General features: G+C 70.7%; 24 protein-coding genes. 16 read left to right on the forward strand and 8 right to left on the reverse strand.

The window, feature by feature from the left end; all coding sequences use genetic code 11:
• The first annotated feature begins 220 nt into the window (after window positions 1-220).
• Window positions 221-2044, forward strand: coding sequence for an ABC transporter ATP-binding protein (locus ACWFR3_RS14795; RefSeq protein WP_453734939.1), 1824 nt, complete (start codon window positions 221-223; stop codon window positions 2042-2044).
• 41 nt (window positions 2045-2085) lie between these two features.
• On the forward strand, window positions 2086-2637 hold the full coding sequence (locus tag ACWFR3_RS14800) for a DinB family protein (RefSeq protein WP_453734940.1): 552 nt from the start codon (window positions 2086-2088) through the stop codon (window positions 2635-2637).
• A gap of 31 nt (window positions 2638-2668) precedes the next feature.
• Here ACWFR3_RS14800 and ACWFR3_RS14805 read toward each other — a convergent pair whose 3' ends face one another.
• A complete protein-coding gene (locus ACWFR3_RS14805) occupies window positions 2669-3337 on the reverse strand; it encodes a TetR/AcrR family transcriptional regulator (RefSeq protein ID WP_453734941.1) in 669 nt (222 codons plus the stop codon).
• A 152-nt stretch (window positions 3338-3489) separates the two neighbouring features.
• Here ACWFR3_RS14805 and ACWFR3_RS14810 point away from each other — a divergent pair, with 152 nt between their 5' ends.
• Window positions 3490-4050 (forward strand): NAD(P)H-dependent oxidoreductase, encoded by a 561-nt coding sequence (locus ACWFR3_RS14810; RefSeq protein ID WP_453734942.1) that lies wholly within the window; start codon window positions 3490-3492, stop codon window positions 4048-4050.
• 28 nt (window positions 4051-4078) lie between these two features.
• Here the strand turns inward: ACWFR3_RS14810 and ACWFR3_RS14815 are convergent, their stop codons facing one another.
• Window positions 4079-4903 carry a DUF1963 domain-containing protein gene (locus tag ACWFR3_RS14815; RefSeq protein WP_453734943.1) on the reverse strand — a complete coding sequence of 275 codons (825 nt, stop codon included), beginning with the start codon at window positions 4901-4903 and terminating at the stop codon, window positions 4079-4081.
• Between the two features lie 232 nt (window positions 4904-5135).
• Here ACWFR3_RS14815 and ACWFR3_RS14820 point away from each other — a divergent pair, with 232 nt between their 5' ends.
• Window positions 5136-6473 carry an MFS transporter gene (locus tag ACWFR3_RS14820; protein ID WP_453734944.1) on the forward strand — a complete coding sequence of 446 codons (1338 nt, stop codon included), beginning with the start codon at window positions 5136-5138 and terminating at the stop codon, window positions 6471-6473.
• Here ACWFR3_RS14820 and ACWFR3_RS14825 read toward each other — a convergent pair.
• Entirely contained in the window at window positions 6448-7374 is a 927-nt protein-coding gene (locus tag ACWFR3_RS14825; RefSeq protein WP_453734945.1) for an SDR family oxidoreductase, read from the reverse strand. The genes ACWFR3_RS14820 and ACWFR3_RS14825 overlap by 26 nt on opposite strands.
• Window positions 7375-7537: 163 nt before the next feature.
• On the opposite strand from ACWFR3_RS14825, the gene ACWFR3_RS14830 reads away from it, so the two are divergent.
• Together ACWFR3_RS14830 and ACWFR3_RS14835 are read left to right on the forward strand one after the other, a co-directional pair.
• Window positions 7538-8221, forward strand: coding sequence for a TetR family transcriptional regulator (locus tag ACWFR3_RS14830; protein ID WP_453734946.1), 684 nt, complete (start codon window positions 7538-7540; stop codon window positions 8219-8221).
• A gap of 83 nt (window positions 8222-8304) precedes the next feature.
• Complete coding sequence (locus ACWFR3_RS14835) at window positions 8305-8772, forward strand: SRPBCC domain-containing protein (RefSeq protein ID WP_453734947.1); 468 nt, start codon at window positions 8305-8307, stop codon at window positions 8770-8772.
• A gap of 62 nt (window positions 8773-8834) precedes the next feature.
• Here ACWFR3_RS14835 and ACWFR3_RS14840 read toward each other — a convergent pair whose 3' ends face one another.
• Genes ACWFR3_RS14840 through ACWFR3_RS14850 form a run of 3 tightly spaced genes read right to left on the reverse strand, consistent with a single transcriptional unit; the run spans window position 8835 to window position 12051 of the window.
• Window positions 8835-9524 carry a YoaK family protein gene (locus tag ACWFR3_RS14840; protein ID WP_453734948.1) on the reverse strand — a complete coding sequence of 230 codons (690 nt, stop codon included), beginning with the start codon at window positions 9522-9524 and terminating at the stop codon, window positions 8835-8837.
• Window positions 9525-9577: 53 nt separating this feature from the next.
• Window positions 9578-11107: a carboxylesterase/lipase family protein gene (locus tag ACWFR3_RS14845; RefSeq protein ID WP_453734949.1), complete on the reverse strand. Its 1530-nt coding sequence runs from the start codon at window positions 11105-11107 to the stop codon at window positions 9578-9580.
• Entirely contained in the window at window positions 11104-12051 is a 948-nt protein-coding gene (locus tag ACWFR3_RS14850) for an MBL fold metallo-hydrolase (RefSeq protein WP_453735030.1), read from the reverse strand. The genes ACWFR3_RS14845 and ACWFR3_RS14850 overlap by 4 nt, the downstream gene beginning before the upstream one ends.
• A 141-nt stretch (window positions 12052-12192) precedes the next feature.
• On the opposite strand from ACWFR3_RS14850, the gene ACWFR3_RS14855 reads away from it, so the two are divergent.
• On the forward strand, window positions 12193-13080 hold the full coding sequence (locus ACWFR3_RS14855) for a helix-turn-helix transcriptional regulator (protein WP_453734950.1): 888 nt from the start codon (window positions 12193-12195) through the stop codon (window positions 13078-13080).
• Window positions 13081-13111: 31 nt separating this feature from the next.
• Here ACWFR3_RS14855 and ACWFR3_RS14860 read toward each other — a convergent pair whose 3' ends face one another.
• Window positions 13112-14416 (reverse strand): ROK family transcriptional regulator, encoded by a 1305-nt coding sequence (locus ACWFR3_RS14860; protein WP_453734951.1) that lies wholly within the window; start codon window positions 14414-14416, stop codon window positions 13112-13114.
• A gap of 188 nt (window positions 14417-14604) precedes the next feature.
• Here ACWFR3_RS14860 and ACWFR3_RS14865 point away from each other — a divergent pair, with 188 nt between their 5' ends.
• From ACWFR3_RS14865 to ACWFR3_RS14880, 4 genes are read left to right on the forward strand one after another with little or no spacing between them, the layout of a single operon-like run.
• The gene (locus ACWFR3_RS14865) at window positions 14605-15927 is read left to right on the forward strand and encodes an ABC transporter substrate-binding protein (protein ID WP_453734952.1); all 1323 of its coding nucleotides are present in this window, start codon (window positions 14605-14607) and stop codon (window positions 15925-15927) included.
• Window positions 15928-15959: 32 nt separating this feature from the next.
• Window positions 15960-16946: a carbohydrate ABC transporter permease gene (locus ACWFR3_RS14870; protein ID WP_453735031.1), complete on the forward strand. Its 987-nt coding sequence runs from the start codon at window positions 15960-15962 to the stop codon at window positions 16944-16946.
• A complete protein-coding gene (locus tag ACWFR3_RS14875) occupies window positions 16939-17835 on the forward strand; it encodes a carbohydrate ABC transporter permease (RefSeq protein ID WP_453734953.1) in 897 nt (298 codons plus the stop codon). Before ACWFR3_RS14870 ends, ACWFR3_RS14875 begins: the two co-directional genes overlap by 8 nt.
• A gap of 38 nt (window positions 17836-17873) precedes the next feature.
• Complete coding sequence (locus ACWFR3_RS14880) at window positions 17874-19238, forward strand: GH1 family beta-glucosidase (RefSeq protein WP_453734954.1); 1365 nt, start codon at window positions 17874-17876, stop codon at window positions 19236-19238.
• A gap of 82 nt (window positions 19239-19320) precedes the next feature.
• Here the strand turns inward: ACWFR3_RS14880 and ACWFR3_RS14885 are convergent, their stop codons facing one another.
• A complete protein-coding gene (locus ACWFR3_RS14885) occupies window positions 19321-19767 on the reverse strand; it encodes an SPW repeat protein (RefSeq protein ID WP_453734955.1) in 447 nt (148 codons plus the stop codon).
• A 203-nt stretch (window positions 19768-19970) separates the two neighbouring features.
• On the opposite strand from ACWFR3_RS14885, the gene ACWFR3_RS14890 reads away from it, so the two are divergent.
• The 5 genes from ACWFR3_RS14890 (at window position 19971) to ACWFR3_RS14910 (ending at window position 24183) form a co-directional block, all read left to right on the forward strand.
• Window positions 19971-20783: a VOC family protein gene (locus ACWFR3_RS14890; protein WP_453734956.1), complete on the forward strand. Its 813-nt coding sequence runs from the start codon at window positions 19971-19973 to the stop codon at window positions 20781-20783.
• 114 nt (window positions 20784-20897) lie between these two features.
• On the forward strand, window positions 20898-21791 hold the full coding sequence (locus ACWFR3_RS14895; RefSeq protein ID WP_453735032.1) for a SigB/SigF/SigG family RNA polymerase sigma factor: 894 nt from the start codon (window positions 20898-20900) through the stop codon (window positions 21789-21791).
• Between the two features lie 90 nt (window positions 21792-21881).
• The gene (locus ACWFR3_RS14900) at window positions 21882-22562 is read left to right on the forward strand and encodes an ABC transporter permease (protein ID WP_453734957.1); all 681 of its coding nucleotides are present in this window, start codon (window positions 21882-21884) and stop codon (window positions 22560-22562) included.
• Window positions 22559-23239, forward strand: coding sequence for an ABC transporter permease (locus tag ACWFR3_RS14905; protein ID WP_453734958.1), 681 nt, complete (start codon window positions 22559-22561; stop codon window positions 23237-23239). The genes ACWFR3_RS14900 and ACWFR3_RS14905 overlap by 4 nt, the downstream gene beginning before the upstream one ends.
• Complete coding sequence (locus ACWFR3_RS14910; RefSeq protein WP_453734959.1) at window positions 23236-24183, forward strand: ABC transporter substrate-binding protein; 948 nt, start codon at window positions 23236-23238, stop codon at window positions 24181-24183. Before ACWFR3_RS14905 ends, ACWFR3_RS14910 begins: the two co-directional genes overlap by 4 nt.
• The last annotated feature ends 18 nt before the right edge of the window (window positions 24184-24201 follow it).

Genomic DNA, 24201 nt, shown 5'->3' on the forward strand with positions numbered 1-24201 from the left:
CGTTCACTCGCTTCCTGGTCGAAACCATGTGTAGACCGCAGGAAGATGAACGAAGCAGATGCTTATATGTTTTTTGGGGTTTTTGACCCGAGCTGCGTAAGAAGTGATGACCCATCAGTGGATGCCGCGCGCATGGAGGCGGTGAAGCGACGAGGGCGAGTCAGGCGGAGCAGCCCTCACCGAGTCAGGCAGATCAGCCCTCGCCGGCGTCCTGCCTGACGTGACCAAGAACGCGCCGGAGCAGCCGGCCCCCGAGCGTCTTGCCGCCGCCGAGACCTGGCGGGCGCTCTACCGCTACTTCCGCCCGCACCGCGCGGCCGTGGCGCTCGGCGCCCTCTGCACGCTGATCGGCGCCGCGACCGGCCTCGCCCAGCCGCTCGCCGCCAAGGCCCTGGTGGACCGGCTCGGCAGCGACGACTCGATCGCCGGGATCATCCTCCTGCTCACCGCGCTCGTCGTGCTCGGCACCGCCATCGAGTCCGTCGGCGCGTACGTCCTCGAACGCACCGCCGAGTCCGTCGTGCTCGCGGCCCGGCGCACCCTCATCGGGCGGCTGCTGCGGCTGCGCCTGCCGGAGGTCGAGCGAACCCAGCCCGGCGACCTGATGTCCCGCATCACCTCGGACACGACACTGCTGCGCGCGGTCACCACGCAGTCCGTCGTGTCCGCGGTCGCGGGCGGGCTCACCTTCATCGCGACGATCGTGATGATGGGCCTCATGGACGTCGTCCTGCTCGGCGTCACCCTCGGCGTGATCGTGCTCATCGGCGGCGCGGTGGCGCTGGTGATGCCGAAGATCGCGCAGGCGACGGAACGGGCCCAGGAAGCGGTCGGCACGATCTCGACCGCCCTTGAGCGCGCGTTCGGCGCGTTCCGCACCGTCAAGGCCTCGGGCGCCGAGGAGCGCGAGACGGCCGCCGTGCAGGCCGCCGCGCGGGAGGCCTGGCGCCACGGTGTGCGGTCCGCCAAATGGCAGGCGGTGGCGTGGAGTTCGGTGGGCTTCGCCGTGCAGGTGTCGTTCCTGGCCGTCCTGGGCATCGGCGGTGCGCGGGTCGCGTCCGGCGCGATATCGGTCTCGACCCTCGTGGCGTTCCTGCTGTTCCTCTTCTACCTGATCGACCCGGTGTCCCGTCTCGTCGAGGGCGTCTCGCAGTACCAGGTCGGCTCGGCGGCCATCGCGCGGATCGTACGGGCGGAGCGCCTGGAGACGGAGGACGTCACCGGGCCCGCGGAGAAGCCGCGTCAGGGGCAGGCGGAACAGGCGAGGCGGCAAGGCCCCGCCGCCGTCTCCTTCGAGGACGTGACCTTCCGCTACCGGGAGGGCCTTCCGTACGTCCATCACGGCGTGAGCTTCGACATCCCCGGCCCCGGCATGACCGCCTTCGTCGGACCGTCGGGCGCGGGCAAGACCACCGTCTTCGGTCTGCTCGAGCGGTTCTACGACGCGACGGGCGGCCGCGTCCTCGTCGACGGCCGTGACGTGCACGAGTGGCCCCTTGCCGAACTGCGCTCCGCCATCGGCTACGTGGAGCAGGACGCGCCCGTCCTCGCCGGCACGCTGCGCGAGAACCTCCTCTTCGGGGCGCCCGGCGCGACCGACGAGGAGATCCGGGACGTTCTCGTACGGGCCCGCCTCGACACGCTCGTCGAACGGTTGCCGGACGGTCTGCACACGCTGGTCGGACACCGCGGCTCCCAGCTGTCCGGCGGTGAACGCCAGCGCGTGGCGATCGCCAGGGCGCTGCTGCGCAAACCGCGCCTCCTGCTCCTGGACGAGGCGACCTCGCAGCTCGACGCGGTCAACGAACTGGCCCTGCGTGACGTCGTAGCCGAGGTCTCCAGGGAGGTGACGGTCCTGGTGGTGGCACACCGCCTCTCGACGGTGACGCTGGCCGACCGGATCGTGGTGATGGACGCGGGACGGGTCCGCGCGTCCGGCACCCACGAGGAGTTGGTGGCGGCCGATCCGCTCTACGGAGAGCTTGCGGCGACGCAGTTCCTCGCGACGGGCGACGACGGCATGATCCGCCCCGGCCGCCGATAACCGCTGGCCCCGCACGCCCCCCGCCGGGTTGGATGGCGGCCATGACCACCGGACGCAGGCGAGCGGAACTGTTCGTGGACGAAGAGCGGGACGACCGGCTCGGCGCACGGACCACCGGCGACGAGCGGCCCATGCTGGTCGACTTCCTCAAGGTTCAGCGCACCACACTCATGCTCAAGTGCGCAGGCCTGGAAGCCGAGTTGGCACACCGCTCCGTGGAACCGTCCACCCTCTCGCTGCTCGGCCTCGTGCGCCATCTCGCCGATGTTGAGCGCCGTTGGTTCCGACGTGTCCTCGCCGGTCAGGACGTGCCGCTCCGCTTCGGCACGGACGCGAGCCCCGACGAGGACTTCGACGGCGCCGTGCCCGAACCGGCCGTGATCGCCGCGGCGTGGGAGGCATGGCGCGCCGAGGTCGCCTTCGCCGACCGCTTCGTCGCGACGGCCCCCGACCTCGATGTCGAGGGCGACGACGGATGGCGCGGAACGGTGTCGCTGCGCTGGGTGCTCATGCACATGGTCGAGGAGTACGCCAGGCACAACGGCCACGCCGATCTGCTCCGGGAGCGGATCGACGGCGCGATCGGCGTGTAGGGGTAAGTCCGGGAGTGAGGTGGAACCGGGATCAGGCCGCTGAGGGCGGTCGCGTCACCAGGCGCGTGACGAGGTCGTGCCACCCGGCCAGTACGCGGTCGAGCGGCATCGCGCGCTCGACGATCAGGTGGTGGACGAGCACGCTGTCGATGGAGCCGAGCAGGGTGTGCGCCAGGAGCTCGGTGTCGCCCGTGGCGCCCGCCTGGCGCAGCAGCATCGTGACGTGCGTCAGGCGCAGGCGGTTCGCCGGGACGTCGTAGGTGCGCAGGGGGTCGGTCCTGGAGGACAGGATCAGTTCGTGGTGGTCGCGCTCGTGGCGGACGAGCGCGGGGCCGAACGCGTGCAGGCGCTCCAGGGGCGGGGCGTCGGGGCCGAGCGGGGCCGGTCCGGTGAGGAAGGCGGCCTGGAGCTGCTGCTCGCGGTGGTCGAGCAGGGCGACGAGCAGCCCGGTGCGGTCGCCGAAGCGCCGGAAGACGGTTCCCTTGCCCACTCCGGCCGCCGTGGCCACCGCGTCCATGGTCAGCTGCGCGGCCCCGCACCCGGACATCAGCTGCGAGGCCGCCTCGAGGAGGCGCGTGCGGTTGCGTGCCGCGTCGGCCCTGAGGGGCGGCGGCTCGCCGATCGGGGTGAGGGCGAGCTCGGTCGCCCCGCCCGGTGTGCCGGGCGCGGAGGGGAGAGGCGGGGGAACGGAGCCGGTCATGGGTCAAGCGTAGCGCTGCGAGCAGCTAAGTGGACCGCGGTCCGGATAGGTGGTACAACTTTAAACGGACCTCGGTCCGCTTGATGCGCAACCCGTATCGCCCCGTATGCCCCGTATGTGAGTACGTCCGCACTTCTTTCTGGAGTTCCGCCATGTCAGTACGCATCCTCGCTCTCGTCGGCAGCCTCCGCGCCGGCTCCCACAACCGCCAGCTCGCCGAGGCCGCGGCCAAGCACGCGCCCTCCGGTGTGGAGATCGAGCTGTTCGAAGGTCTTGCGGACGTGCCCTTCTACAACGAGGACATCGACGCCGACGGCAGCCTGCCCGCGGCCGCGGCCCGCCTGCGCGAGGCGGCCGGCAGCGTCGACGCCTTCCTCCTCTTCTCGCCCGAGTACAACGGCACCATGCCCGCCGTCCTGAAGAACGCCATCGACTGGCTGTCCCGCCCGTTCGGCGCCGGTGCGCTCTCCGGCAAGCCGGTCGCCGTCGTCGGCACCGCGTTCGGCCAGTACGGCGGCGTGTGGGCCCAGGACGAGGCCCGCAAGGCCGCGGGCCTCGCCGGTGGCGCGGTCCTGGAGGACGTCAAGCTGTCCATCCCCGCTTCCCTGACGCGCTTCGCCGAGACCCACCCGGCCGACGACACCGAGGTCGTCCAGGGCCTCGCCGAGGTTGTCGCCCGCCTCACCGAGCAGGCCGCGCCCGCCGCTGCCTGACCCTCCGCGGTGCCGCGGGCCGATCCGGCTAGGCGCAGTCGAAGCGGTGGGTGCCCGGGCGGTCGGGGCAGGTGCGGCACTCGAAGAGGTAGACCCCGCCCACGTCGCCGAACATCATTCCCGCGTCCTCGTATCGCACCTCGTGGTCCTCGACCGGTGTCCAGGTCCGCGCGGATCCGGAGTCGCCCTCGCTGCTCTCGAACGTCAGCAGGTGCTCCATCGGCCGGCCGCACTGTGTGCAGGCCGGCCACTGCGGGTCCTGGCCCCAGCCGGGATACCCGCCCAGCTTCGTGCCCGGAGCGGTGGAGAGGTGGGACTGGTAGTCCCAGCCGGTCTCCTTCTCCACCTGCTCGAAACGTCCCCCCAGGGCGTCCCAGACGTCCTGCGCGAGGTCCCAACCGGGGTACTCCGTCACCCGTTCCGGATGTACGACACAGGGGCGCGGCACGTACTTCTCGTGCCGCACGGCGGGCAGCGGCGGAGTGTCGAGGGCCTGCCCGACCGCGCCCGCGTTCCGCCAGCGGACCTGAGGGACGACCCACTGGCCCCCGCTGTGCTTGCGCGGGCACCACAGCACCTGGAGCAGATCGCGGCCCTCCGGGAACGTGACGACGCCGTCCGGCACATGGTCCCGGTAGATCTGCGCGACGGCCACTACCGGCGCCCCCTTGTGCTCGTCGCACACCGGCCACGGCTCGGTCGCCGGCCACAGCAAGGGCCCGCCGACCGAACTCTCGCGGAACGTCGGGTCGCCCGCGCGGGGGTGGAGGCGCACCGCCTCCTTCTTGAAGCGAACGACCTCCGGGAAGAGTTGCTCCACGTTCACGGGGCGCGGCGGCGTGCGGCGGGTCATCCGGCAGAGGATATGCGGGGGCGGTAAAGCGCTTTCGTGGCAGGTGGCCGGGAGGCTAGCCTGCCGACACCACGTGATCCCGTGACTCCGGGAACACGTCATTCCCGAGGAGCAGGAATCGAGATGCCCGGTCACTGAGCACGCGTTGACGCCATAGGTCCATCGACCTGTCATCGCGTGCTGCCCCCTGAGATGCGGCACGGCGAACCTTTTCCTGCCTCAAGGGGTCCCTGTGCCGTTCGCCTTCCGTGTCCCCGGCGCGTCTCGTGCCGCTTCCCCGAGCCCCCGGTCGAGTCTGTGGCGCGACGCCGACTTCCGCCGGCTCTGGTTGGGGCAGACCGCATCGCAACTCGGGGCGCAGGCCTGCCAGGTGACCCTGCCGCTCATCGCCGTGGTGGCGTTGGACGTCGGTGCCGGACAGCTCGGCGCCCTGCGCGCGGTGGAGCAGGCGCCGATCCTGCTCCTCTCGCTCTTCGCCGGCGCGTGGGTGGACCGCCGCCGCTCCCGCAACGTGATGGTCGTCGCGGACCTGGGGCGTGCGCTGGCGCTGGCCGCGATCCCTCTCGCGTACGTACTCGGAGTGCTCGGGATGCCCGTGTTGCTCACGGCCGCTTTTCTCGTGGGCGCCCTCAGCGTGTTCTTCGACGTGGCCTACCAGGCCTCCCTGGTAAGGCTGTTGGAGCGCGATCAGTTGTTGGCGGGCAACAGCGCGCTGGAGGGCAGCCGGTCCGCCGCACAGATCGGCGGGCCCGCGCTCGGGGGCGCGATGGTGTCGGTGTTCTCCGCGCCGATCGCCACTGCCGTCAGTGCGTTCTTCTTCGCGCTGTCCTTCGTGTCGATCCGCCACATCCGCCGTCGCGAGGCGGTACACGAGAATGCCGAGGGGCCGCCGCGCGTCCGGCGTCAGATCCGGGAAGGCCTCCACCTGGTCCTCAGCAACACATCTCTGCGGGCCGTGGGCATCGCATCGGCCCTCTTCCAGTTCTCCTTCGCGGCCGTGATGACCGTCTACCTGCTCTTCCTGCCCCGCGAACTGCACCTGTCGGGCCTGGCGGTCGGCCTGGCGCTCGCCGCGATGGGTCCCGGCGCGGTGGTCGGCGCCCTGCTCTCGGCGAGACTGCCGGGGAGATTCGGCTACGGCAGGGTCCTCGTGGTCTCGGCGGTGCTTGCCGACGGCGTGCTGCTCTGCGTGCCGGCACTGTACGGTTCCACCGCCGTCACCCTCGCCGCGCTCATGGCGGTCAACTTCGTCTTCGGTGTCTTCAGCCAGCTGGTCAACGTCACGGCCATGGCCGTACGCCAGGCCATCACGCCCGTGCGGATGCAGGGGCGCGTCGTCGCGACCATCAATTTCGTCGGCATGGGCCTGACACCGGTCGGCTCGCTGCTCGGCGGTTTCCTGGCCGGGACACTGGGGCTGAGGACGAGTCTGCTGCTCACCGCCGTCTGTCTGGCGTTGTCCCCGCTGTTCATGGCGCTCTCCCCGCTGGCGCGCCTGGGACATCAGCTGCCGGCCGAGGACGGGATTGAGGGCGGGATTCCCGTCAGGCGACGGGGGCGGGCAGGGTGACCCCGGTGAGGAGTTCGGCCTCGCGCCAGAGGCGGGCGTTGGCCGCGGTGTCCAGGGCCCGCTTGGTCACCCGTGCGGTGGTGGTGGGGCCCACGAGACCGAAGCGGCCGCCCGGACCGTAGTAGCCGCCGGCCACGGCGTCGGGGCTCGTCGCCGCGTACAGCAGGGGCTCCGCGCCCTGTTCGACGCCCTGCGAGGGCAGGAAGTCCAACGACGTGAGCAGGGAGAACTTCGGTTTGTCGCGGCCCAGGCTCGCGCCCGCCGTCTGGAGGTTGGTGCGGGTGTAGCCGGGGTGGGCGGCGGTGCTCAGGAGGTTCCAGCCGCGCGCGGCGACGACGTCGGCGAGCTGCCGGGTCAGCATCAGGTCGGCGAGCTTGGACTGGGCGTACGAGAGGTTGGGGCTGTAGCGGCGGCGCTCCCACTGGAGGTCGTCGAAGCGGATCCGCCCGTAGTTGGCCGTGCCGCTGCTCATGGTGGCCACCCGCGGTGCCTTCGCGGCGAGCAGCAGGGGCAGGAGCCGCAGCGTCAGTGCGAAGGGGCCGAGGAAGTTGCTGCCCAGCTGCAACTCGAAGCCGTCGGCCGTGGTCATGCGCGTGGGCGGCGCCATCACCCCGGCGTTGTTGACCAGCAGGTCCAGGGGCGTGCCCTCGACGATGAGCCCGTCGGCGAACTCCTCGACCGACGCCAGGTCCGCGAGATCGACCCGGCGCACGTCGATCCGCGCCCGCGGGTGCTCGGCGAGGATCTCGGCGCGGGCCTGCTCGCCCTTGGCGACCGTACGCACGGCCAGCACGACGTGTGCTCCGGCACCGGCGAGTCGGCGGGCGGTTTCCTTGCCGGTACCGCTGTTCGCGCCGGTGATGACGGCGAGAGTGCCGGTCTGGTCGGGGACCACGTACATGGTGACTCCTTGGAGTGGAGTGGAGTGGAGGGACAGAGCGGGGCCGTCGGCCGAAAGGGAATGCCGTTGCGGGACATGAATATCGGACCGCCGGTCTCTTGTGTTCGAAGCTAGCAGACCGCCGGTCCGATAACAACAGACCGGGGGTCTGTAGACTTCGGTCATGACAGAAACCCCCTTCAGGCGGGCCCGCAGCGAGGAACAACGTGCCGTGCGCAGGCAGGCGATCCTGGACACCGCGGGCTCGATGCTGACGGAGATGCCGGTCGCCCAGGTGAGCCTCAACGAGCTGAGCCGCCGCGTCGGCCTCGCGAAGTCGAACGTTCTGCGCTACTTCGAGTCCCGCGAGGCCGTGCTGCTCGAACTGCTCGACGTCGCGCTGGGGGAGTGGCTCCGGGATCTGGACGGCGAACTCGCCACCGCGGTCGACGCCGCGGCGCCCCCCGCCGAGCGGGGCGACAAGATCGCCGCCACGCTCGCGGCGTCCCTGGCGGCCCGCCCGGTGCTGTGCGACCTGGTCAGTGCGCAGGCCGCGGTTCTCGAACGCAATGTCTCGCCGCAGGTCGCCGCGGAGTACAAGCGCGCCGCCATCGCGAGCGTCGGCGTCCTGGTCGGCCTGGTGCGCACACACCTGCCGGAGCTCACCGAGGACGACGGCGCGCGGTTCGCCGCCTGCGCCGTGCTGGTGACCGGCGCCGCCTGGACGCACTCGCAGCCGTCCGCCGCGATGCTGGCCGCCTATGAAGCTGATCCTGAACTCGCCGCGCTGCGGCTCGACTTCACCTCGTTCCTCCGAGAGGGGCTCGAAGTCCTTCTCAGCGGGTTGCTCGCGCGATCCGGCAGTTGAGCGAGTGACCCGGCGCGTCCTGTGTGTCCGGCTGTGTGTCCGGTGGGCTCCGTTCGGGCAGCCGGCGTCCTAGATTGGTCCTCATGTACTCGACCGAGGTGTCCGGACATGTGAACGCCCCGCGCGCGGCCGTCTACCGGGCGCTTCTGGACGCGGACGCGATCGCGCGCTGGCGCGTGCCGGACGGCATGAGCAGCCAGGTGCACGCCTTCGAGGCCCGGGAAGGCGGCCGGTTCCGCGTCTCGCTCACGTACGACGATCCGTCCGGCACCGGCAAATCGGCCTCGCACACCGACACGTACCACGGCCATTTCGCCAAGCTCGTACCGGACGAGCAGGTGGTCGAGGTACTCGCCTTCGAGACCGCGGATCCCGGGCTGGGCGGCACCATGACGATGACGACCACGCTCACCGATGCGGGCGCGGACGGCGGGACCGACGTCCGCATCGTGCACGAGGGCATCCCCGACAGCGTGCCCGCCGCCGACAACGAGACGGGGACGCGGATGGCGCTGGCGAATCTCGCCCGGCTCGTCGAGGGCGCCCGGTAGGCGGCGCGGCTCGCGCGGGCGGCCCCCCGGTCGCCCGCGGCTCGGCTCGGCTCGTACGCAGTTCAGCTCGCCCGCGGCTCGGCCGCACCCGGCAGCAACGCCGTCAGAGCGACGAGCGCGAGCAGCAGCAGCGCGGGCGCCAGCGCGGCGACCGTGCCGTGGTGGAGCTGCAGCAGCCCGCCCGCGAGGGCGCCCGCGAACATCGCGGCGACCGACACGAACCGGCGCACCGTCGCCGGGCCGAAGCGGTCGGCGGCCAGGCCGGTCAGGGTGCGCGTGAGGACGGTGGTGTTCAGATCGGGTACGGCGAGCTTGCCGACCACGGCGTTCTGCAGGCCCATGCCGAGCGCGAGCAGCACGATCAGTACGTCCCTGACGTCGGCGGCGATGTCGAGCACCAGGGCCGCCGCCACCAGCACGGCATGCGCCCCGACGATCAGCGCGAACAGCCGCAGCGGCCGCGCGAGCCGTGGTGCGATCCGCCCGCCCAGCCACGCGCCGGCCACGAACGAACCGGCCGCCAGGAGTGACGCCGTCGCGGACAACTGCACGTCGCCCGCGAGCGCGAAGCCCAGGAAGACCACATTGCCGGTCATGTTGGCGACGAAGACACGGTCGAGGCCGAGATAGCTGACGGCGTCGACGAGTCCCGTGACGAAGGTCAGCACGACGAGCAGCGGAGGCAGCACGCCGTGATGGCCCTCGGTGTCGGGGAAGAGAAGGGCGGCGGCCCGGGCGAGCAGAGAGTTCATACCGTTTCTTCGGCAGGCACAGGCCGCGACCCGACCCGCGGGTGTCCGCAGGCTCAGCGTTTCCAGGCGCGCCGTATGTCACCCCGCAGGTCCTCGTGCTCCGCCCACCTCCGGCCGATGACCGTCGTCATGCGGCGGCGGGTGTCGTAAGGGGACCAGCCGGGGGCGCCGTCGCGGGCGAAGCGGATCCAGGCGGCGTGCATCCGGGGAGCCAGGTCGGCAGGAGGGATTGCCGGGCCGAACAGAGCGTTGTCACCGCGCAGTTGGGTCGGGTCGAGACCGAAGACGAAGGGGAGTTCCATCGTGTGGGTGGCGCCGAGCAGCCCGTCGAAGGCGCGCGAGCGCCAGTCGAAGCGGTAGCTGTATGTGGCGCCGGAGGACCGCTCCGCGTGCGCATCGGCCAGGGCCCAGCTTCCCGCGCCGAACAGTGCGTCGCCCATGACGGCGGCGCGCAGCTCGCCGGGGGTGGCCCGGGGATGCGCCGCGCGGTAGGTGTCCAGGAGCAGGTCCGGCTCGGGGTGGGAGCGCTCGGCCGCGGCCCGTACGTCGGCGGTCGTCGAGGCGCCGTAGGCACCGGAGGGGACGAGGTAGAGGTTGCCTTCTTCGGCGTTGGTGCCGATGAGGAGGTCGATGTCGGTGCTGCCGAGCCCGGCGGCGATCGCATCGGCGGGCTGGCGGTCCGCGACCACGCCGAAGGCACTGAGCCCGATCAGCGGGTCGTGGGCGGTCGTGGTGCGCAGGTCGATCCCGCCGAGTCCGGTCGTGGCCTCCACCAGGCGCGCGTCGGAGACCGACTCGAAGGCGTCGGCGTGCGGCGCGACGCCCAGGGCCGATGCCGCCGCCTTCGTCACGCGGGCGGCCTGCTCGGGCGAGAAGGCGCCCAGGCCGCTGCCGCTCTGCACGATGGCGCGCCGCACGAGGCCCCGGCTCTCGGGTGCGGCGATGACGGCGCCGGTGAGGGTGGCGCCGGCGGACTGGCCGAAGAGCGTGACCCGGTCGGGGTCGCCTCCGAACGCGGCGATGTTCTCCCGTACCCAGCGCAGGGCGGCGAGGACGTCGAGGAGGCCGCGGTTGCGCGGCGCTCCGGGCAGGTCGAGGAATCCGCTGATCCCGAGGCGGTGGTTGACGGTCACCAGGACGACGCCGCTGCGCGCGAAGGCGGCGCCGTCGTACAGGCTCGCCCTGGTCGATCCCGCCACGAAGCCTCCGCCGTGCACGAAGACCATGACCGGCAGGGCGCGGCCTTGGCGGAGGGAGTCGGGCGCCGGGTCCGGGGCCCATACGTCGACGGTGAGGTAGTCGTCTCCCGGTACCCAACCGGGCCCGAAGTAGGGCGACATGTCGATGGCGCCCAGGTTCCGCTCGGCCTGCGGGGCGGTGGGCCCGGGTGCGGTCGCGTCCCGGACGCCGTCCCAGGGGGCATGCGGCTCGGGCGCGGCGAAGCGTCCGGTGCGGGCCGGGGGCGCGGCGTACGGGATGCCGCGGAAGACGGTGATGCCCTCGTGCCGGGCGCCGGTGACCGCGCCCTGTGCTGTGGTCACGGTGCGGTTCGCGGTGGTCACGGTGCGGTTCGCGATGGTCATGCCTTCGTCACCTGTGCCTCGCCCGCGTCCGCTCCTTCGCGCGCATACGGCGTGAAGGGGGCCCATCCCTTGATGGCGAAGGCGCTGCCCGAGCGCACGACCTCGGCGGCAGCGTGGCCTCCCAGGTGCGCGGGCACGACGAGCGCGTTGTGGTCGGCGGCCCAGCCGAGGATCCGGCGGCGGGTGGCGCGGGCGCCGTCGGGGTCCTCGCAGAAGCAGCTGTTGTGGTCCGGGTCGACGAGCTGGACGGGGCTGTGCAGGAGGTCGCCGACGAAGACCGCGCGGTCCCTGCCGCTGGTGAGGGTGAGCACGCTGGAGCCGGGCGTGTGTCCCGGCGCCGCGTCCAGGCGCAGGTTGGCGTCGATCCGGTGGTGTCCTTCCCACAGCTGCACCTGGCCCGCGCGGTGCACGGGGGCGACGCTGTCCTCGAAGACGTTCTGGTTGCCGCGGCCGAGGAGGGTCTTGTGGCCGTTCTCGGGGTTCCAGAACTCGAAGTCGTCCCCGGGCAGCAGATAGGTGGCGTTGGGGAAGGTGGGGACCCACTCCCTGCCGTCCAGGCGGGTGTTCCAGCCGACGTGGTCGACGTGCAGATGCGTGTTGATCACGATGTCGACGTCCTCGGGGGCGACACCCGCCCGCGCCAGGCCGCCCAGGAAGTCGGTGCGCAGGTGGCTCCAGACCGGGGAGTAGGGCCGCTCCTTGTCGTTGCCCGCGCCCGTGTCGACGAGGATGGTCTTCCCCTCGCTGCGCAGCAGCCAGCTCTGGACCGCGGAGTTGACGATGTTCGTCCGCGGGTCGAGGAAGTCGGGGGCGTGCCAGGCGGTGTCGTCGCGCCAGGAGTCTTCCGGCGCGGTGGGGAGGAATTGGCCGGGCGTCATGCCGACGGGGCCGTAAAACTCCTTCACGCGGGTGACGGTGACGTCGCCGAGTTCGATCTGTGCCAGTTCCATGCGGGTCTCCATGGCCGGGGCGGATGGGCTTCGGAGCACCACCGTCGCCCGCGTCCGTGCAGGTCAGCCAGACCCGCCGCTGCCTACCCCGGACAGGGTCAGGCTGCCGGGGAGGGACCGGTGCAGACTGGGGGCATGAGCGAACGAGGCCGGCTCGGCGACTTCCTGTACGCGCGACGCTCCCAGCTGAGCCCCGCGGACGTGGGCCTGAAGGACTACGGCGACCGGCGGCGCGTGACGGGCCTGCGCAGGGAGGAGCTCGCGCTCCTTGCCGGAGTCAGCGCCTCGTACTACACGAGGCTGGAGCAGGGCCAGTCGGTGGGAGCGTCCCCGGAGATCCTGGACGCCGTCGCCCGGGCCCTCGCCCTCGACGAGCCGGAGCGCGGGCATCTGCACGACCTCGCCGACGCCGGCCGGAGGCGCGCCCCGGCCCGCCGCCCGCGCCCCGAGCACGTGGGCGCCACCACGCTCCACTTGCTGAGCACCCTGGAGAGCGTCCCGGCGCTGGTCAGCGGCCGTCGCGCCGACGTGCTCGCCTGGAACCGTCTCGGGCACGCGCTGTTCGCTTCGCACTTGAGCCCAGAGAGCCCCGAGCGCGCGGCGGAGCGCCCCAACCTGGCCAGGATGCTGTTCCTTGACCCCCACACCCGCGCGCTGTACACCGACTGGGACGCGAAGGCCAAGGCCGTCGTCGAGAATCTGCGGATGGTCGCGGGACGCTACCCCGACGACACGCTGCTCACCTCGCTCATCGGTGAACTCGCCGTGAAGAGCGCCGAGTTCGCCGCCATGTGGGCCGGTCACGGGGTGCACCCCTGCGACTTCGCCAGCTACGAGATGCGCCACCCCCTCGTCGGCACCCTCACCGTCACCCAGCAGAGCCTTCATCTCCCCCAGGCGGTGGACCAGAACCTGGTGCTCGCCGTCACCGAGCCCGGCTCGCCGTCCAGGGAGGCGGTGACCCTCCTGGGCCAGGCCGCCCCCGCCGGCGAGCTTCCGCGAACCGAGGACGTGCGGCCCTAGGAGGGGCGGCGTCTCCAGCAGGCCGGCGACCCTAGGAGGGCTGACGCCCCTCCAACGCGGTCTGCCAGCCCGGCAGTTCGGCCTCACGGGCCGGCGCGGCCCGTCGCCCGCCCCGCGCGAAGAAGTCGGCGAGCGGCAGCGTCGCCGCGCCGACGGTCACCGCGTCCGGGCCCAGGCGGCCCAGGTCGATGGTGACGCGACCCGCCGGGTACGAGAGGGCGTACGTGGGGATGTAGCGCTTGACCGCGCTCAGGAAGCGCTGCCCGAGCTGGAGCCCGGCCCAGCCGCCGACGAGGATCCGCTCGGGCTGGAAGAGATTGATCAGGTCGGAGAGGCCCGCGCCCAGGTACTCGGCGGTCTCCTCGAGGACCAGCAGCGCCGTGGGATCGGCCGCGCCGTCGCCTTCCGGATAGGCGGCGTCGAGCATGGCGGTGAGTGCGCTCTCCTCGTCCGTGCCCCCCGGCGGGCGCCCGCCGGCCTCCTGCCACCGTTCGAGCAGCGCCTCCGCACCCGCGTACGCCTCCAGGCAGCCAAGCGCGCCGCACCGGCACTGTCTGCCCTGTACCCGCACGGTGAGGTGTCCCCACTCCAGGGCGCGGCCCTGCTCCACGTCCTCGGTGACGACGCACGCGCCGACACCCGAGCCGAACAGGACCACCACCGCGTTGTGCGTCCCGCGCCCGGCGCCGAACCACATCTCCGCCTGGCCGAGGGTCTTGGCCCCGTTGTCGATGAAGTACGGTACGGACGGCGGCAGTTGAGAGGCGCCGCGCGCCGAGTCGCGCAGCAGGGATTCCAGCGGGACCGCGTTCCAGCCGATGGTCTGCCCGTGCACGACGGCGCCCAGTTCGCTGTCGCGCGCGACGATTCCGGGTACGCCGATCCCGACGCCGAGGAGCTCCTCGGCCGAGGCGCCCGCCGCGTCCAGGACCTCGCCGATGCCGTCGCGGATCTGTTCCGCGATGGCTCCCACGTCGTACTTCTTCAGCGTCAGAGGGCGTTCTGTGCGCGCGAGTTCGGACAGTGAAAGGTCGAAGAGCTCGACGCGTACGCGGGTCTCGCCGACGTCCACGCCGATCAGCTGGCCGCGGCCCGGCGCGACCCGAAGCAGCGTCCGGGGGCGTCCGCCGTCGGACTCCACGCTGCCCGCCTCCTCCACCCACCCCTCCGTCACCAGCTCTGCCACGACGTTGCTGATGGAACCTGAACTCAGTCCGGTCGCGGGCCCGAGCGTGAAGCGGCTCATCGGCCCCTCGAAGTACAGCCGTTGCAGTACGGCGGCGCGGTTCTCCCGCCGCAGGTCGTGCACCGTGCGCCCGTTGCGCTGCCCAGCCATGTGGTTCCTTCCGGCCTGCTCTGCCTCGAAGTTGGTTCTGTGTGACCCCTTGACGGTATCTTCCCCGCCGGTTTAACTCACGTCCTAAATTAAGTCATGAGGTCATTCAAGAGTTGAACGCAGCGCTGTCTCCAGCCGGCGCTGAGCCATCCGACCCGTGACTCCCTCCGGAAGGGATACCTGGAGCCATGCGCAGATTCCGAGCCGCCGCCGCCGTCGGCGCCGCCACACTCTCGCTCGTCCTCACCGCCACCGCCTGCGGCGGCGGTTCGACGACGGGTGGCGAGGGGTCCAACGACTCGCCGAAGACGCTGACTTACTGGGCGTCGAACCAAGGACCCAACATCGAGGCGGACAAGAAGATCCTCAAGCCCGAACTCGCCAAGTTCGAGAAGCAGACGGGCATCAAGGTCAAGCTCGAGGTCGTCCCCTGGTCGGAGCTGCTCAACCGGATTCTGACCGCGACGACGTCGGGGCAGGGCCCCGACGTCCTGAACATCGGCAACACCTGGAGCGCGTCGCTGCAGGCCAGCGGGGCCCTGCTGCCCTGGGACGAGAAGAACTTCGCCAAGATCGGCGGCAAGGACCGCTTCGTGGAGTCCGCGCTCGGCTCGGCGGGGGCGCCGGACAAGGACCCGGCGGCCGTCCCGCTGTACTCCATGGCGTACGCCCTCTACTACAACAAAAGGATGTTCAAGGAGGCAGGCATCGACAAGGCGCCCGCCACCTGGGACGAGCTGGTCGCGGACGGCAAGAAGATCTCCAAGGGCGGCAAGTGGGCCCTGGGCGCGGAGGGCGCGAACCTCTCCAACAACATCCACCAGGTCTTCGCCCTCGGCAAGCAGCACGGCGCCGACTTCTTCACCCCGGACGGCAAGCCCGACTTCACATCGCCCGGCGCGGTCGCGGCGGTGAAGCAGTACGTCGACATGATGGCGAAGGACAAGATCATCGCGCCGGGCAACGCCGAGTACGCGCAGAACCAGTCCCTGAGCGACTTCTCCAAGGGCAAGACGGCGATGGTGCTGTGGCAGGCCGCGGCCACCACCTTCAAGTCGCAGGGCATGAGCGAGGACGACTGGGGCGTGGCCCCCGTGCCGGTCCAGTCCGGTGCTCCGGGCCAGGGCAAGGCCACCAACTCGATGGTCGCCGGGATCAACATGGCCGTCTTCAAGAACACCAAGAACATCGACGGCTCGCTGAAGTTCGTGAAGTTCATGACCAGCGACGCGGAGCAGAAGATCCTCTGCAAGTCCTACGGTTCCGTGCCGCCCGTCAAGGCGGCCCAGGAGGACACCGCCTTCGACCGCCCCGAGCTGAAGGTCCTGCGCGACACCCTCGCCAAGAGCGCGGCGCCGCTGCCGCAGGTGGCCAACGAGTCGCAGTTCGAGACGGCCGTCGGCACCGCCGTCAAGAACCTCTTCGCGAACGCCGCGGCCGGCCGTGAGGTGAGCACCGGGTCGGTGAAGGCCGAACTGGTCAAGGCTCAGCAGCAGATGTCCAAGCAGTGAGCGACACGACCGTGACCTCTGAGACCACGACCATCGTCGAGGGGGGTGCGAAGGAGCCGCCCGCGACCGCCCCGGAAACGGGGCGGGGCCCGCGGCTCCGCCGTCCCGGCCGGCTGCGCCGCATCGGCCTGCCGTACCTGCTGCTGCTTCCCGCCCTCCTGCTCGAACTCCTCGTCCACCTGCTGCCGATCGTCATCGGCATCATGATGAGCTTCAAGGAGCTCACCCAGTTCTTCATCCGCGACTGGGGCGCCGCGCCCTGGTCGGGCCTGGACAACTACAAGGTGTCGGTGGACTTCGACGCGCCGGTGGGCGAGGCGCTGCTGCACTCGTTCCTCGTCACCTGCGCCTTCACGATCCTCTCGGTGGGCCTGTGCTGGCTGATCGGGACGACCGCCGCGATCTACCTCCAGGAGACGTTCAAGGGGCGCGGCTTCCTCCGCGCGCTCTTCCTCGTCCCCTACGCACTGCCCGTGTACGCCGCGGTGATCACCTGGGGCTTCATGTTCCAGCGGGACAACGGCCTCATCAACCACGTCCTGCACGACCAGTTGGGCCTCACCGACAGCGCGCCGTTCTGGCTCATCGGCGACAACAGCTTCTTCGCGCTGCTCACGGTGTCGGTGTGGAAGGGCTGGCCCTTCGCCTTCCTCATCATGATGGCCGGACTGCAGAACATCCCCAGGGAGATGTACGAGGCGGCGGCGCTCGACGGCGCCGGGATGTGGCAGCAGATCCGCCGCATCACGCTGCCGTCCCTGCGCTCCGTCAACCAGGTCCTCGTGCTCGTCCTGTTCCTGTGGACGTTCAACGACTTCAACACGCCGTACGTCCTGTTCGGCAGGTCGGCGCCCGAGGCCGCGGACCTGATCTCGATCCACATCTACCAGTCCTCGTTCGTCACCTGGAACTTCGGCACCGGCTCCGCCATGTCCGTACTGCTGCTCCTGTTCCTGCTCGCCGTGACGGGCGTCTACCTGTGGATCACATCGCGCGAGAGGAAGTCCGCCCATGTCTAGCGTCCGCCTGGCCGCGCGGCCCCGCGGTGCCGCGAAGCCCCGGTCGCCGATGGCGGCACCCCGCTCGTTCCTCTGGTCGCGGCGGATCTTCCTGACGCTGCTCACGGGCTTCGTGCTGCTCCCCGTCTACGTGATGGTGTCCAGCTCGCTCAAGCCCCTCCAAGACGTGTCGGGCAAGTTCCGCTGGATGCCGAGCGGGCTCACGATCCGCCCGTACATCGACATCTGGAAGACCGTTCCGCTGGCGAAGTACTTCGTGAACTCCCTGATCGTGGCGGGTGCGGCCACCGTCTGCTCGGTGGTGATCGCCGTCTTCGCCGCCTATGCCGTCAGCCGCTACCAGTTCCGCGGCAAGCGCGTCTTCACGGTCACGGTCCTGTCCACCCAGATGTTCCCCGGCATCCTGTTCCTGCTGCCGCTGTTCCTGATGTACGTCAACATCGGCAACGCCACGGGGATCGCCCTGTTCGGCTCGCGGGGCGGGCTCATCCTCACGTATCTCACGTTCTCGCTGCCCTTCTCCATCTGGATGCTGATCGGGTACTTCGACTCGGTACCCCGCGACCTGGACGAGGCGGCGCTCGTCGACGGCTGCGGGCCGATCGGCGCGCTCTTCAGGGTCGTCGTGCCCGCCGCGATCCCCGGCATCGTCGCGGTCGCCGTCTACGCGTTCATGACCGCGTGGGGAGAAGTGCTCTTCGCCTCCGTCATGACGAACGAGGCCACCCGCACCCTCGCCATCGGCCTGCAGGGCTACTCCACCCAGAACGACGTCTACTGGAACCAGATCATGGCCGCGTCGCTGGTCGTGAGCATCCCCGTGGTGGCGGGCTTCCTCCTGCTCCAGCGCTATCTGGTCGCCGGCCTCACCGCCGGAGCCGTCAAGTGACCCCTCCCCCTGCCACAACTCCGTCTGAGAGGACGTCTGTGTCCGAGATCATCGACCTTGCCGCACTTCCGCACGACTTCGCGTGGGGCACGGCCACATCGGCGTACCAGATCGAGGGGGCCGTCACCGAGGACGGCCGTTCCCCCTCGATCTGGGACACCTTCTCGCACACCCCCGGAAAGATCGACAACGACGATCACGGTGACGTGGCCTGCGACCACTACCACCGCTGGCGCGAGGACATCGCGCTGATGAAGCAACTGGGCACCACCGACTACCGGTTGTCGCTCGCCTGGCCGCGCATCGTGCCCGGCGGCGACGGTCCCGCCAACCCCAAGGGCCTCGACTTCTACGACCAGTTGATCGACGGGCTGCTCGACGCGGGCATCACGCCGTCGGTGACCCTCTACCACTGGGACCTGCCGCAGGTGCTCCAGGACCGCGGCGGCTGGCCCGAGCGCGAGACCGCCGAGCACTTCGCCGCGTACGCCTCTCTCGCCGCCGAGCGCTTCGGCGACCGCGTCACCCAGTGGGCCACGCTCAACGAACCCCTCTGCTCGGCCTGGATCGGCCACCTCGAAGGGCGGATGGCACCGGGCCTGACCGACCTGACCGCCGCCGTGCGCGCCTCCTACCACCTGCTGCTCGGCCACGGTCTGGCCACGCAGGCGATCCGCGCCGCGGCCCCCGGCGCGCAGATCGGCATCGTCAACAACCTCTCCACGGTCGAGCCCGCCAGCGACCGCCCCGAGGACGTCGCCGCCGCCCGCCGCGTCGACGGGCACACCAACCGCTGGTGGCTCGACCCGGTCCACGGCCGCGGCTTCCCCGCCGACATGCAGGAGGTCTACGGAGTCGAACTCCCGGAGCGCGCGGGCGACTTGGCGACCATCGCGCAGCCGCTCGACTGGCTGGGCCTGAACTACTACTTCCCGGCCGTCGTCTCCGACGACCCCACGGGCCCCGCGCCCTACGCCCATCAGGTGCGCCGCGGGGGAGTGCCCCGCACCGGCATGGACTGGGAGATCGACGCGAGCGGCATCGAGACGCTCCTGCTGCGCCTCACGAACGAGTACGGGGCGCGCAAGCTGTACGTCACCGAGAACGGCTCGTCCTACCCCGACGTCGTACGCCCCGACGGAACGATCGACGACCCGGAGCGCACCGACTACCTGGTCCGTCACCTCGCCGCCTGCGCGAGCGCCGCCCGCAAGGGAGCGCCCCTGGCCGGGTACTACGCGTGGTCGCTGCTCGACAACTTCGAGTGGGCCTACGGCTACGACAAGCGGTTCGGCCTGGTGCACGTCGACTACGAGACGCAGGTGCGCACGGTCAAGGGCAGCGGGCGGCGCTATGCCGACATCATCCGCAGCCACCGGGGGAGCGTGAGGCGCGCCGCCTGACGCGTTCGCACGACCGATGGCGACCCCCGGTTCTCCGCCGAGCCGGGGGTCGCCGCGGTTTTTCAGGCTTCGCCTCCCTGTGTCAGGTCGAGGTCGTCCTGCGGCCCTCCTTCGCCGCCGCGCCGGTGCACATGAGGCCCAGCAGGAGGGTGAGGGCGCCGATGATGACGTTGGTGAGGATGACTCCCATGTCGGGGCTGCTGCCGACGACCCAGGGGGACACGATCATCCACACGCCCATGGCGCACATGGCCCAGCTCAGGCCGGTCATCCTGGCCGGTGCGAGGGTGAATCCGAGACCCAGCAGGGCGATCGCGATGCCCATGATGAGGTTGTGCGTCGCGAGGGCGGGCTGGCTCGCGGTGAAGTGGACCACCCAGGGGGAGACGGCGCAGAACAGACCCGTGAGGAACACGGGCCCGTCCACCATCGACACACCCTGTCCACGGAGTACGCGGGCGTGCCGATCCCGCATTTCGGATACGTCAGGGTGAGCGGCTATGTCTCCCCTGTGTGAGACGTCGGCCATGAGACTCGACTCCTCTGGTTCGTGCAGGCCCGATCAGGCCGCGCGGCGGGATGTCGCGCACATCCATTCTGCTCTTATTTTTTCTTTATGCGTAGTTCTGGTGACTTTGGTCCCCTCGACGAGTGCGGAAGGTCCCGTATCAGCGGCCTTCGTCTGCGGAACCACTGGCGGGACCGCAGAAACTCGGGTGAGGAGAGCATGCCGTGACGACGGACATCGGAACGACCAGAATTCCCGCACCGCGCGCGACGGGGAAGACGGGCGGCGCCCCCTGCTGGCTGAGCTATGCCGCGCGTGACGCGCGGGCCGCCGAGGAGTTCTACGGGCAGGTACTCGGCTGGTGCCACGTGCCTCTGCTCGGCCCGGCGGGCGGGGCACGTTCCCTGGCGCTGAAGGCCGGAGCGCCGGTGGGGTCCATCAGCGAGGCCTCCTGCGACCCGGGCGTCCACGCGGGATGGATGCCGCACTTCGCCGTGGATGACCTGGACGGCGCGGTGGGACGGCTCCGCGACCGCGGTGCCACCGTGGCGGTCGGACCGCTGACCACGGCGGCCGGACGTGTCGCCCTGGCGGCGGGGCCCCACGACGAGGTGTTCGGCCTGCGGCACAAGGCCCTCGATCGCCGCTGGACGGTCGGAGAAGGGCCCGTGGCGCGGATCGAGCTGCACACGGGGGACGTGTTCGCGGCGGCCCTCTTCTACGGCGGCGTGTTCGGCTGGGCGGGAGAGTCCGACGACAGCTGCCAGGTGGAGTACTCCGGCGGACAGATCGTGGTGCGGAGCGGATCGCGAGCGGGATCGCGCCCGGTCGCCACGCTCCGCGACGCGGCGGTGCCCGGCTTCGAGGGGCAGCACCGCTGGCACACGGGCTTCCGCGTGACCGACGTCGACGCGGCGGCCGGTACCGCACTGGCCGAGGGCGGACGCGTGATCACACCACCACGGGGACCCCGCGGCCGGCGGGAGGCCGTCCTCGCGGACCGCGAAGGCGTTCCCTTCACGGTCGTGGCGGAGTGAGCCGGGCGGACCCGAGTACCGATCGAGAGCGTGGAGGGCGATCAGACGATGTTCAGTTCGATGGCGAGCGCGATGGAGAGCGCGGACCAAGTGGCCGACCTGGCCGAGCCGCCGATGGTGCCGGCGGCGCCTACGGTGCCGGCTCAGCCCGGAGAGCGCTCCGGGGGGCGCTCAAGAGGTGAGGCCGTCGGGCTGCCGTGGATCGAGGAAGCCAACGAGGTCGCGCCGAAGGACGCGCGGGAGCTGTCGCAGCTCTTCTTCGAGCAGCTGCGGACGCTGGAGAGCGGCTCGCCCGACCACACGTACACACGCGACACCCTGATCGAGATGAACCTCTCCCTGGTGCACTACGTCGCGGGCCGCTTCCGCAACCGCGGCAACGGCCAGCTGGAGGACCTCGTCCAGGTCGGGACCATCGGGCTCATCAAGGCGATCGACCGGTTCGACGTGAGCCTGGGGTACAAGTTCGTCTCGTTCGCCGTCCCCTGCATCCTGGGGGAGATCAAGCGCTACTTCCGGGACACCAGCTGGGCCGTGCACGTCCCGCGCCGACTGCAGGAGCTCCGTACCGACCTGGTCAGGGCGCAGGAGCGGCTGTCGTCCGTGCTCGGCCGCGAACCGACGGTCAAGGAGCTGGCAGCCGATCTGGACGTGGCCGAGGAGCAGGTCCTGGAGGCGATCGTCGCCGCCAACGGTTACGCGGCGGGCTCCCTGGACGCACCGCACGGTCCGAGCGACCCGGGCGATGCGTACAAGACCAGCCGGTCGCTCGCCGATGCCATCGGCGCCCCGGACCCCGCCATCGAGGTCTTCGAGCACCTGCACGACCTGGCTCCGCTCCTGGCGGAGCTCGACGAGCGCGAGCGCCGCATCATCGAGATGCGCTTCGGCCAGGAGATGACGCAGGCCGAGATCGGCACCGAGCTCGGCATCTCGCAGATGCATGTGTCGCGACTGCTGTCCCGCACCCTCGCCCGCCTGCGCACGGGGCTGATGACTCAGGAGTAGGAGGGCCGGCCCGTACGGGCGAACCGCCCCTACGCCCGTACGGGCCACCAGAACGCGCCGACCCCCGCTCCCGCCCGCTGCAATGGACAGGTGACCGCGCCCCCGGACGACTGCCTCGCGCGCAACGAGTGGATCTGCGGTGAGTATCTGAGCACTCGCCGCCAGATCATCCTCGACGCGGTCCTCCAGCATCTGGAGCTGACCGCGGTCTCCGTCCTGATCGCACTCGTCATCGCCGTCCCGCTGGCCGTCGTCGCCCGCCGCTGGGCCCTGGCGGCAGGTCCGGTCCTCGCGCTGACGACCGTCCTCTACACGATCCCCTCGCTCGCGATGTTCTCGCTGCTGCTGCCCCTCTACGGCCTCTCCGCGTCCCTCGTGGTCGCCGGGCTCGTCCTGTACTCGCTGACGCTGCTGGTCCGCAACATCCTGGCCGGTCTGCGCGCCGTCCCCGACGACACCCGACAGGCCGCCCGCGGCATGGGCTACGGACCGATCCGCCTCCTGCTCACCGTCGAACTGCCGCTCGCGCTTCCCGCCGCGATGGCCGGTCTGCGCATCGCCACCGTCTCCGCGGTCTCCCTCGTCACGGTCGGTGCGATCGTCGGCTTCGGCGGCCTTGGCAACCTCATCTACACGGGCATGAACACCTACTTCAAGGCACAGGTCCTGACCGCCTCCGTGCTGTGTGTCGTCATCGCCGTACTGGCCGATCTGCTGCTTCTGGGCGTGCAGCGGATCCTCACCCCGTGGACGAGGGCGGTCCGCTCATGAACACCATCAGCGATGCCTGGAAGTGGCTCACCGACGCGGCGCACTGGGCCGGCGACGACGGCATCTGGCACCGCCTCACCCAGCACCTCGTCCTCACCGTGGTGTGCCTCATCCTGAGCTGTCTGATCGCGCTGCCGGTCGCGCTCGTCCTCGGCCACCTCGGCAAGGGCGGAGCCCTCGCGGTCAACATCTCCAACATCGGCCGCGCAGTGCCGACCTTCGCCGTCCTGGTGCTGCTGCTCCTGACCCCCATCGGGCAGTGGGGCGAGGGCCCCACCGTCGTCGCGCTCGTCCTGTTCGCCGTGCCGCCGCTGCTCACCAATGCCTACGTCGGGATGCGCGAGGTCGACCGCAGCGTCGTACAGGCCGCGCGCGGCATGGGCATGACGGGACGGCAGATGCTGTGGCGGGTCGAGCTGCCGCTCGCGATGCCGCTGGTCCTCAGCGGGGTGCGGATCGCCGCCGTACAGCTCGTGGCCACCGCCACGATCGCGGCGCTCGCCGGCGGCGGGGGCCTTGGCCGGATCATCACGGCCGGGTTCAACCTCGCGAGTACGCCGCAGGTGGTGGCGGGCGCCGTGCTCGTCGCCGTGTTCGCGCTGGTCGTCGAGGGGCTCTTCGAGATCGGCGAACGGCTCGCGCCGGGGCGGGCGCGGGGGAGAGGGCGGACCGGATGAGGCGGCGCACAGGATGGGGCGCGACGATCACGGCCGGGATCGTGCTGCTGTCCGGATGCGCGTCCGGGCCGTCCCTGGAGACGCAGGGCGAGGTCACCGCGCCGCCCGGCGACAGCCATCACCTGGTCGTCGGCTCGGCGGGATTCACCGAGAGCGACCTGCTCGCCCAGATGTACTCCCTGCTCCTCCAGAAGGCCGGATACGGGACCGAGATCCTCTCCGTGGCCAACCGCGAGCTGTACGAACCCGCCCTGGAGTCCGGTCAGATCGACGTCGTCCCCGAGTACGCGGCGACGTTCGCGGACTGGCTGAACGCCAAGAAGAACGGGGCGGACGCCGAGCCGGTCGGATCGCCCGACCTGGACGCCACGATGAAGGCCCTGCGCGGCCTCGCCGCTCCGCGTGGCCTCACCGTCCTGGATCCGGGCAAGGCCGTCGACCAGAACGCGTTCGCCGTCACCGCGTCCTACGCCCGGCAGCACCGTCTGAAGACCCTGAGCGACCTCGGCAAGTCCGGCCAGAAGGTACGCCTGGCCGCGGGCGACGAATGCGTGCAGCGCCCGTACTGCGAACCCGGCCTGAAGAAGGTCTACGGCATCGACATCACCTCCGTCGACCCCAAGGGCGTGGGCACCACCCAGGCCAAGAAGGCCGTCCAGAGCGGGCAGGACCAGATGGTCCTGACGACGTCGACGGACGCCACGCTCGACGACTTCGGCCTCGTCCTGCTGAAGGACGACAAGAAGCTCCAGAACGCCGACTACATCGTCCCGGTCGTCAACCGCTCCCGTGCGGGCAGCGAGGGCGTCGCGAACGCACTCGGCCGCCTCAACTCCGTACTGACGACGGCGGACCTGGCCTCCATGAACGAACAGGTGGACAGCTGGCGGCGGCTGCCGCAGGACGTCGCAAGGACCTATCTGGAGGAGAAAGGGCTGCTGTAGCCCTCGGCCGGGCGGACT

Source organism: Streptomyces sp. NPDC055189 (genome assembly GCF_053606765.1).

Excerpts from the sequence above, each read along its gene's own strand:
- ACWFR3_RS14865 (WP_453734952.1), top strand. The coding sequence starts at position 14,605 with ATGCGCAGATTCCGAGCCGCCGCCGCCGTCGGCGCCGCCACACTCTCG.
- ACWFR3_RS14825 (WP_453734945.1), bottom strand. The coding sequence starts at position 7,374 with ATGTACGTGGTCCCCGACCAGACCGGCACTCTCGCCGTCATCACCGGC.
- ACWFR3_RS14835 (WP_453734947.1), top strand. The coding sequence starts at position 8,305 with ATGTACTCGACCGAGGTGTCCGGACATGTGAACGCCCCGCGCGCGGCC.
- ACWFR3_RS14805 (WP_453734941.1), bottom strand. The coding sequence starts at position 3,337 with ATGACCGGCTCCGTTCCCCCGCCTCTCCCCTCCGCGCCCGGCACACCG.
- ACWFR3_RS14810 (WP_453734942.1), top strand. The coding sequence starts at position 3,490 with ATGTCAGTACGCATCCTCGCTCTCGTCGGCAGCCTCCGCGCCGGCTCC.
- ACWFR3_RS14895 (WP_453735032.1), top strand. The coding sequence starts at position 20,898 with ATGGTGCCGGCGGCGCCTACGGTGCCGGCTCAGCCCGGAGAGCGCTCC.
- ACWFR3_RS14815 (WP_453734943.1), bottom strand. The coding sequence starts at position 4,903 with ATGACCCGCCGCACGCCGCCGCGCCCCGTGAACGTGGAGCAACTCTTC.
- ACWFR3_RS14860 (WP_453734951.1), bottom strand. The coding sequence starts at position 14,416 with ATGGCTGGGCAGCGCAACGGGCGCACGGTGCACGACCTGCGGCGGGAG.
- ACWFR3_RS14905 (WP_453734958.1), top strand. The coding sequence starts at position 22,559 with ATGAACACCATCAGCGATGCCTGGAAGTGGCTCACCGACGCGGCGCAC.
- ACWFR3_RS14875 (WP_453734953.1), top strand. The coding sequence starts at position 16,939 with ATGTCTAGCGTCCGCCTGGCCGCGCGGCCCCGCGGTGCCGCGAAGCCC.
- ACWFR3_RS14800 (WP_453734940.1), top strand. The coding sequence starts at position 2,086 with ATGACCACCGGACGCAGGCGAGCGGAACTGTTCGTGGACGAAGAGCGG.
- ACWFR3_RS14845 (WP_453734949.1), bottom strand. The coding sequence starts at position 11,107 with ATGACCATCGCGAACCGCACCGTGACCACCGCGAACCGCACCGTGACC.
- ACWFR3_RS14840 (WP_453734948.1), bottom strand. The coding sequence starts at position 9,524 with ATGAACTCTCTGCTCGCCCGGGCCGCCGCCCTTCTCTTCCCCGACACC.
- ACWFR3_RS14885 (WP_453734955.1), bottom strand. The coding sequence starts at position 19,767 with ATGGCCGACGTCTCACACAGGGGAGACATAGCCGCTCACCCTGACGTA.
- ACWFR3_RS14910 (WP_453734959.1), top strand. The coding sequence starts at position 23,236 with ATGAGGCGGCGCACAGGATGGGGCGCGACGATCACGGCCGGGATCGTG.
- ACWFR3_RS14855 (WP_453734950.1), top strand. The coding sequence starts at position 12,193 with ATGAGCGAACGAGGCCGGCTCGGCGACTTCCTGTACGCGCGACGCTCC.
- ACWFR3_RS14830 (WP_453734946.1), top strand. The coding sequence starts at position 7,538 with ATGACAGAAACCCCCTTCAGGCGGGCCCGCAGCGAGGAACAACGTGCC.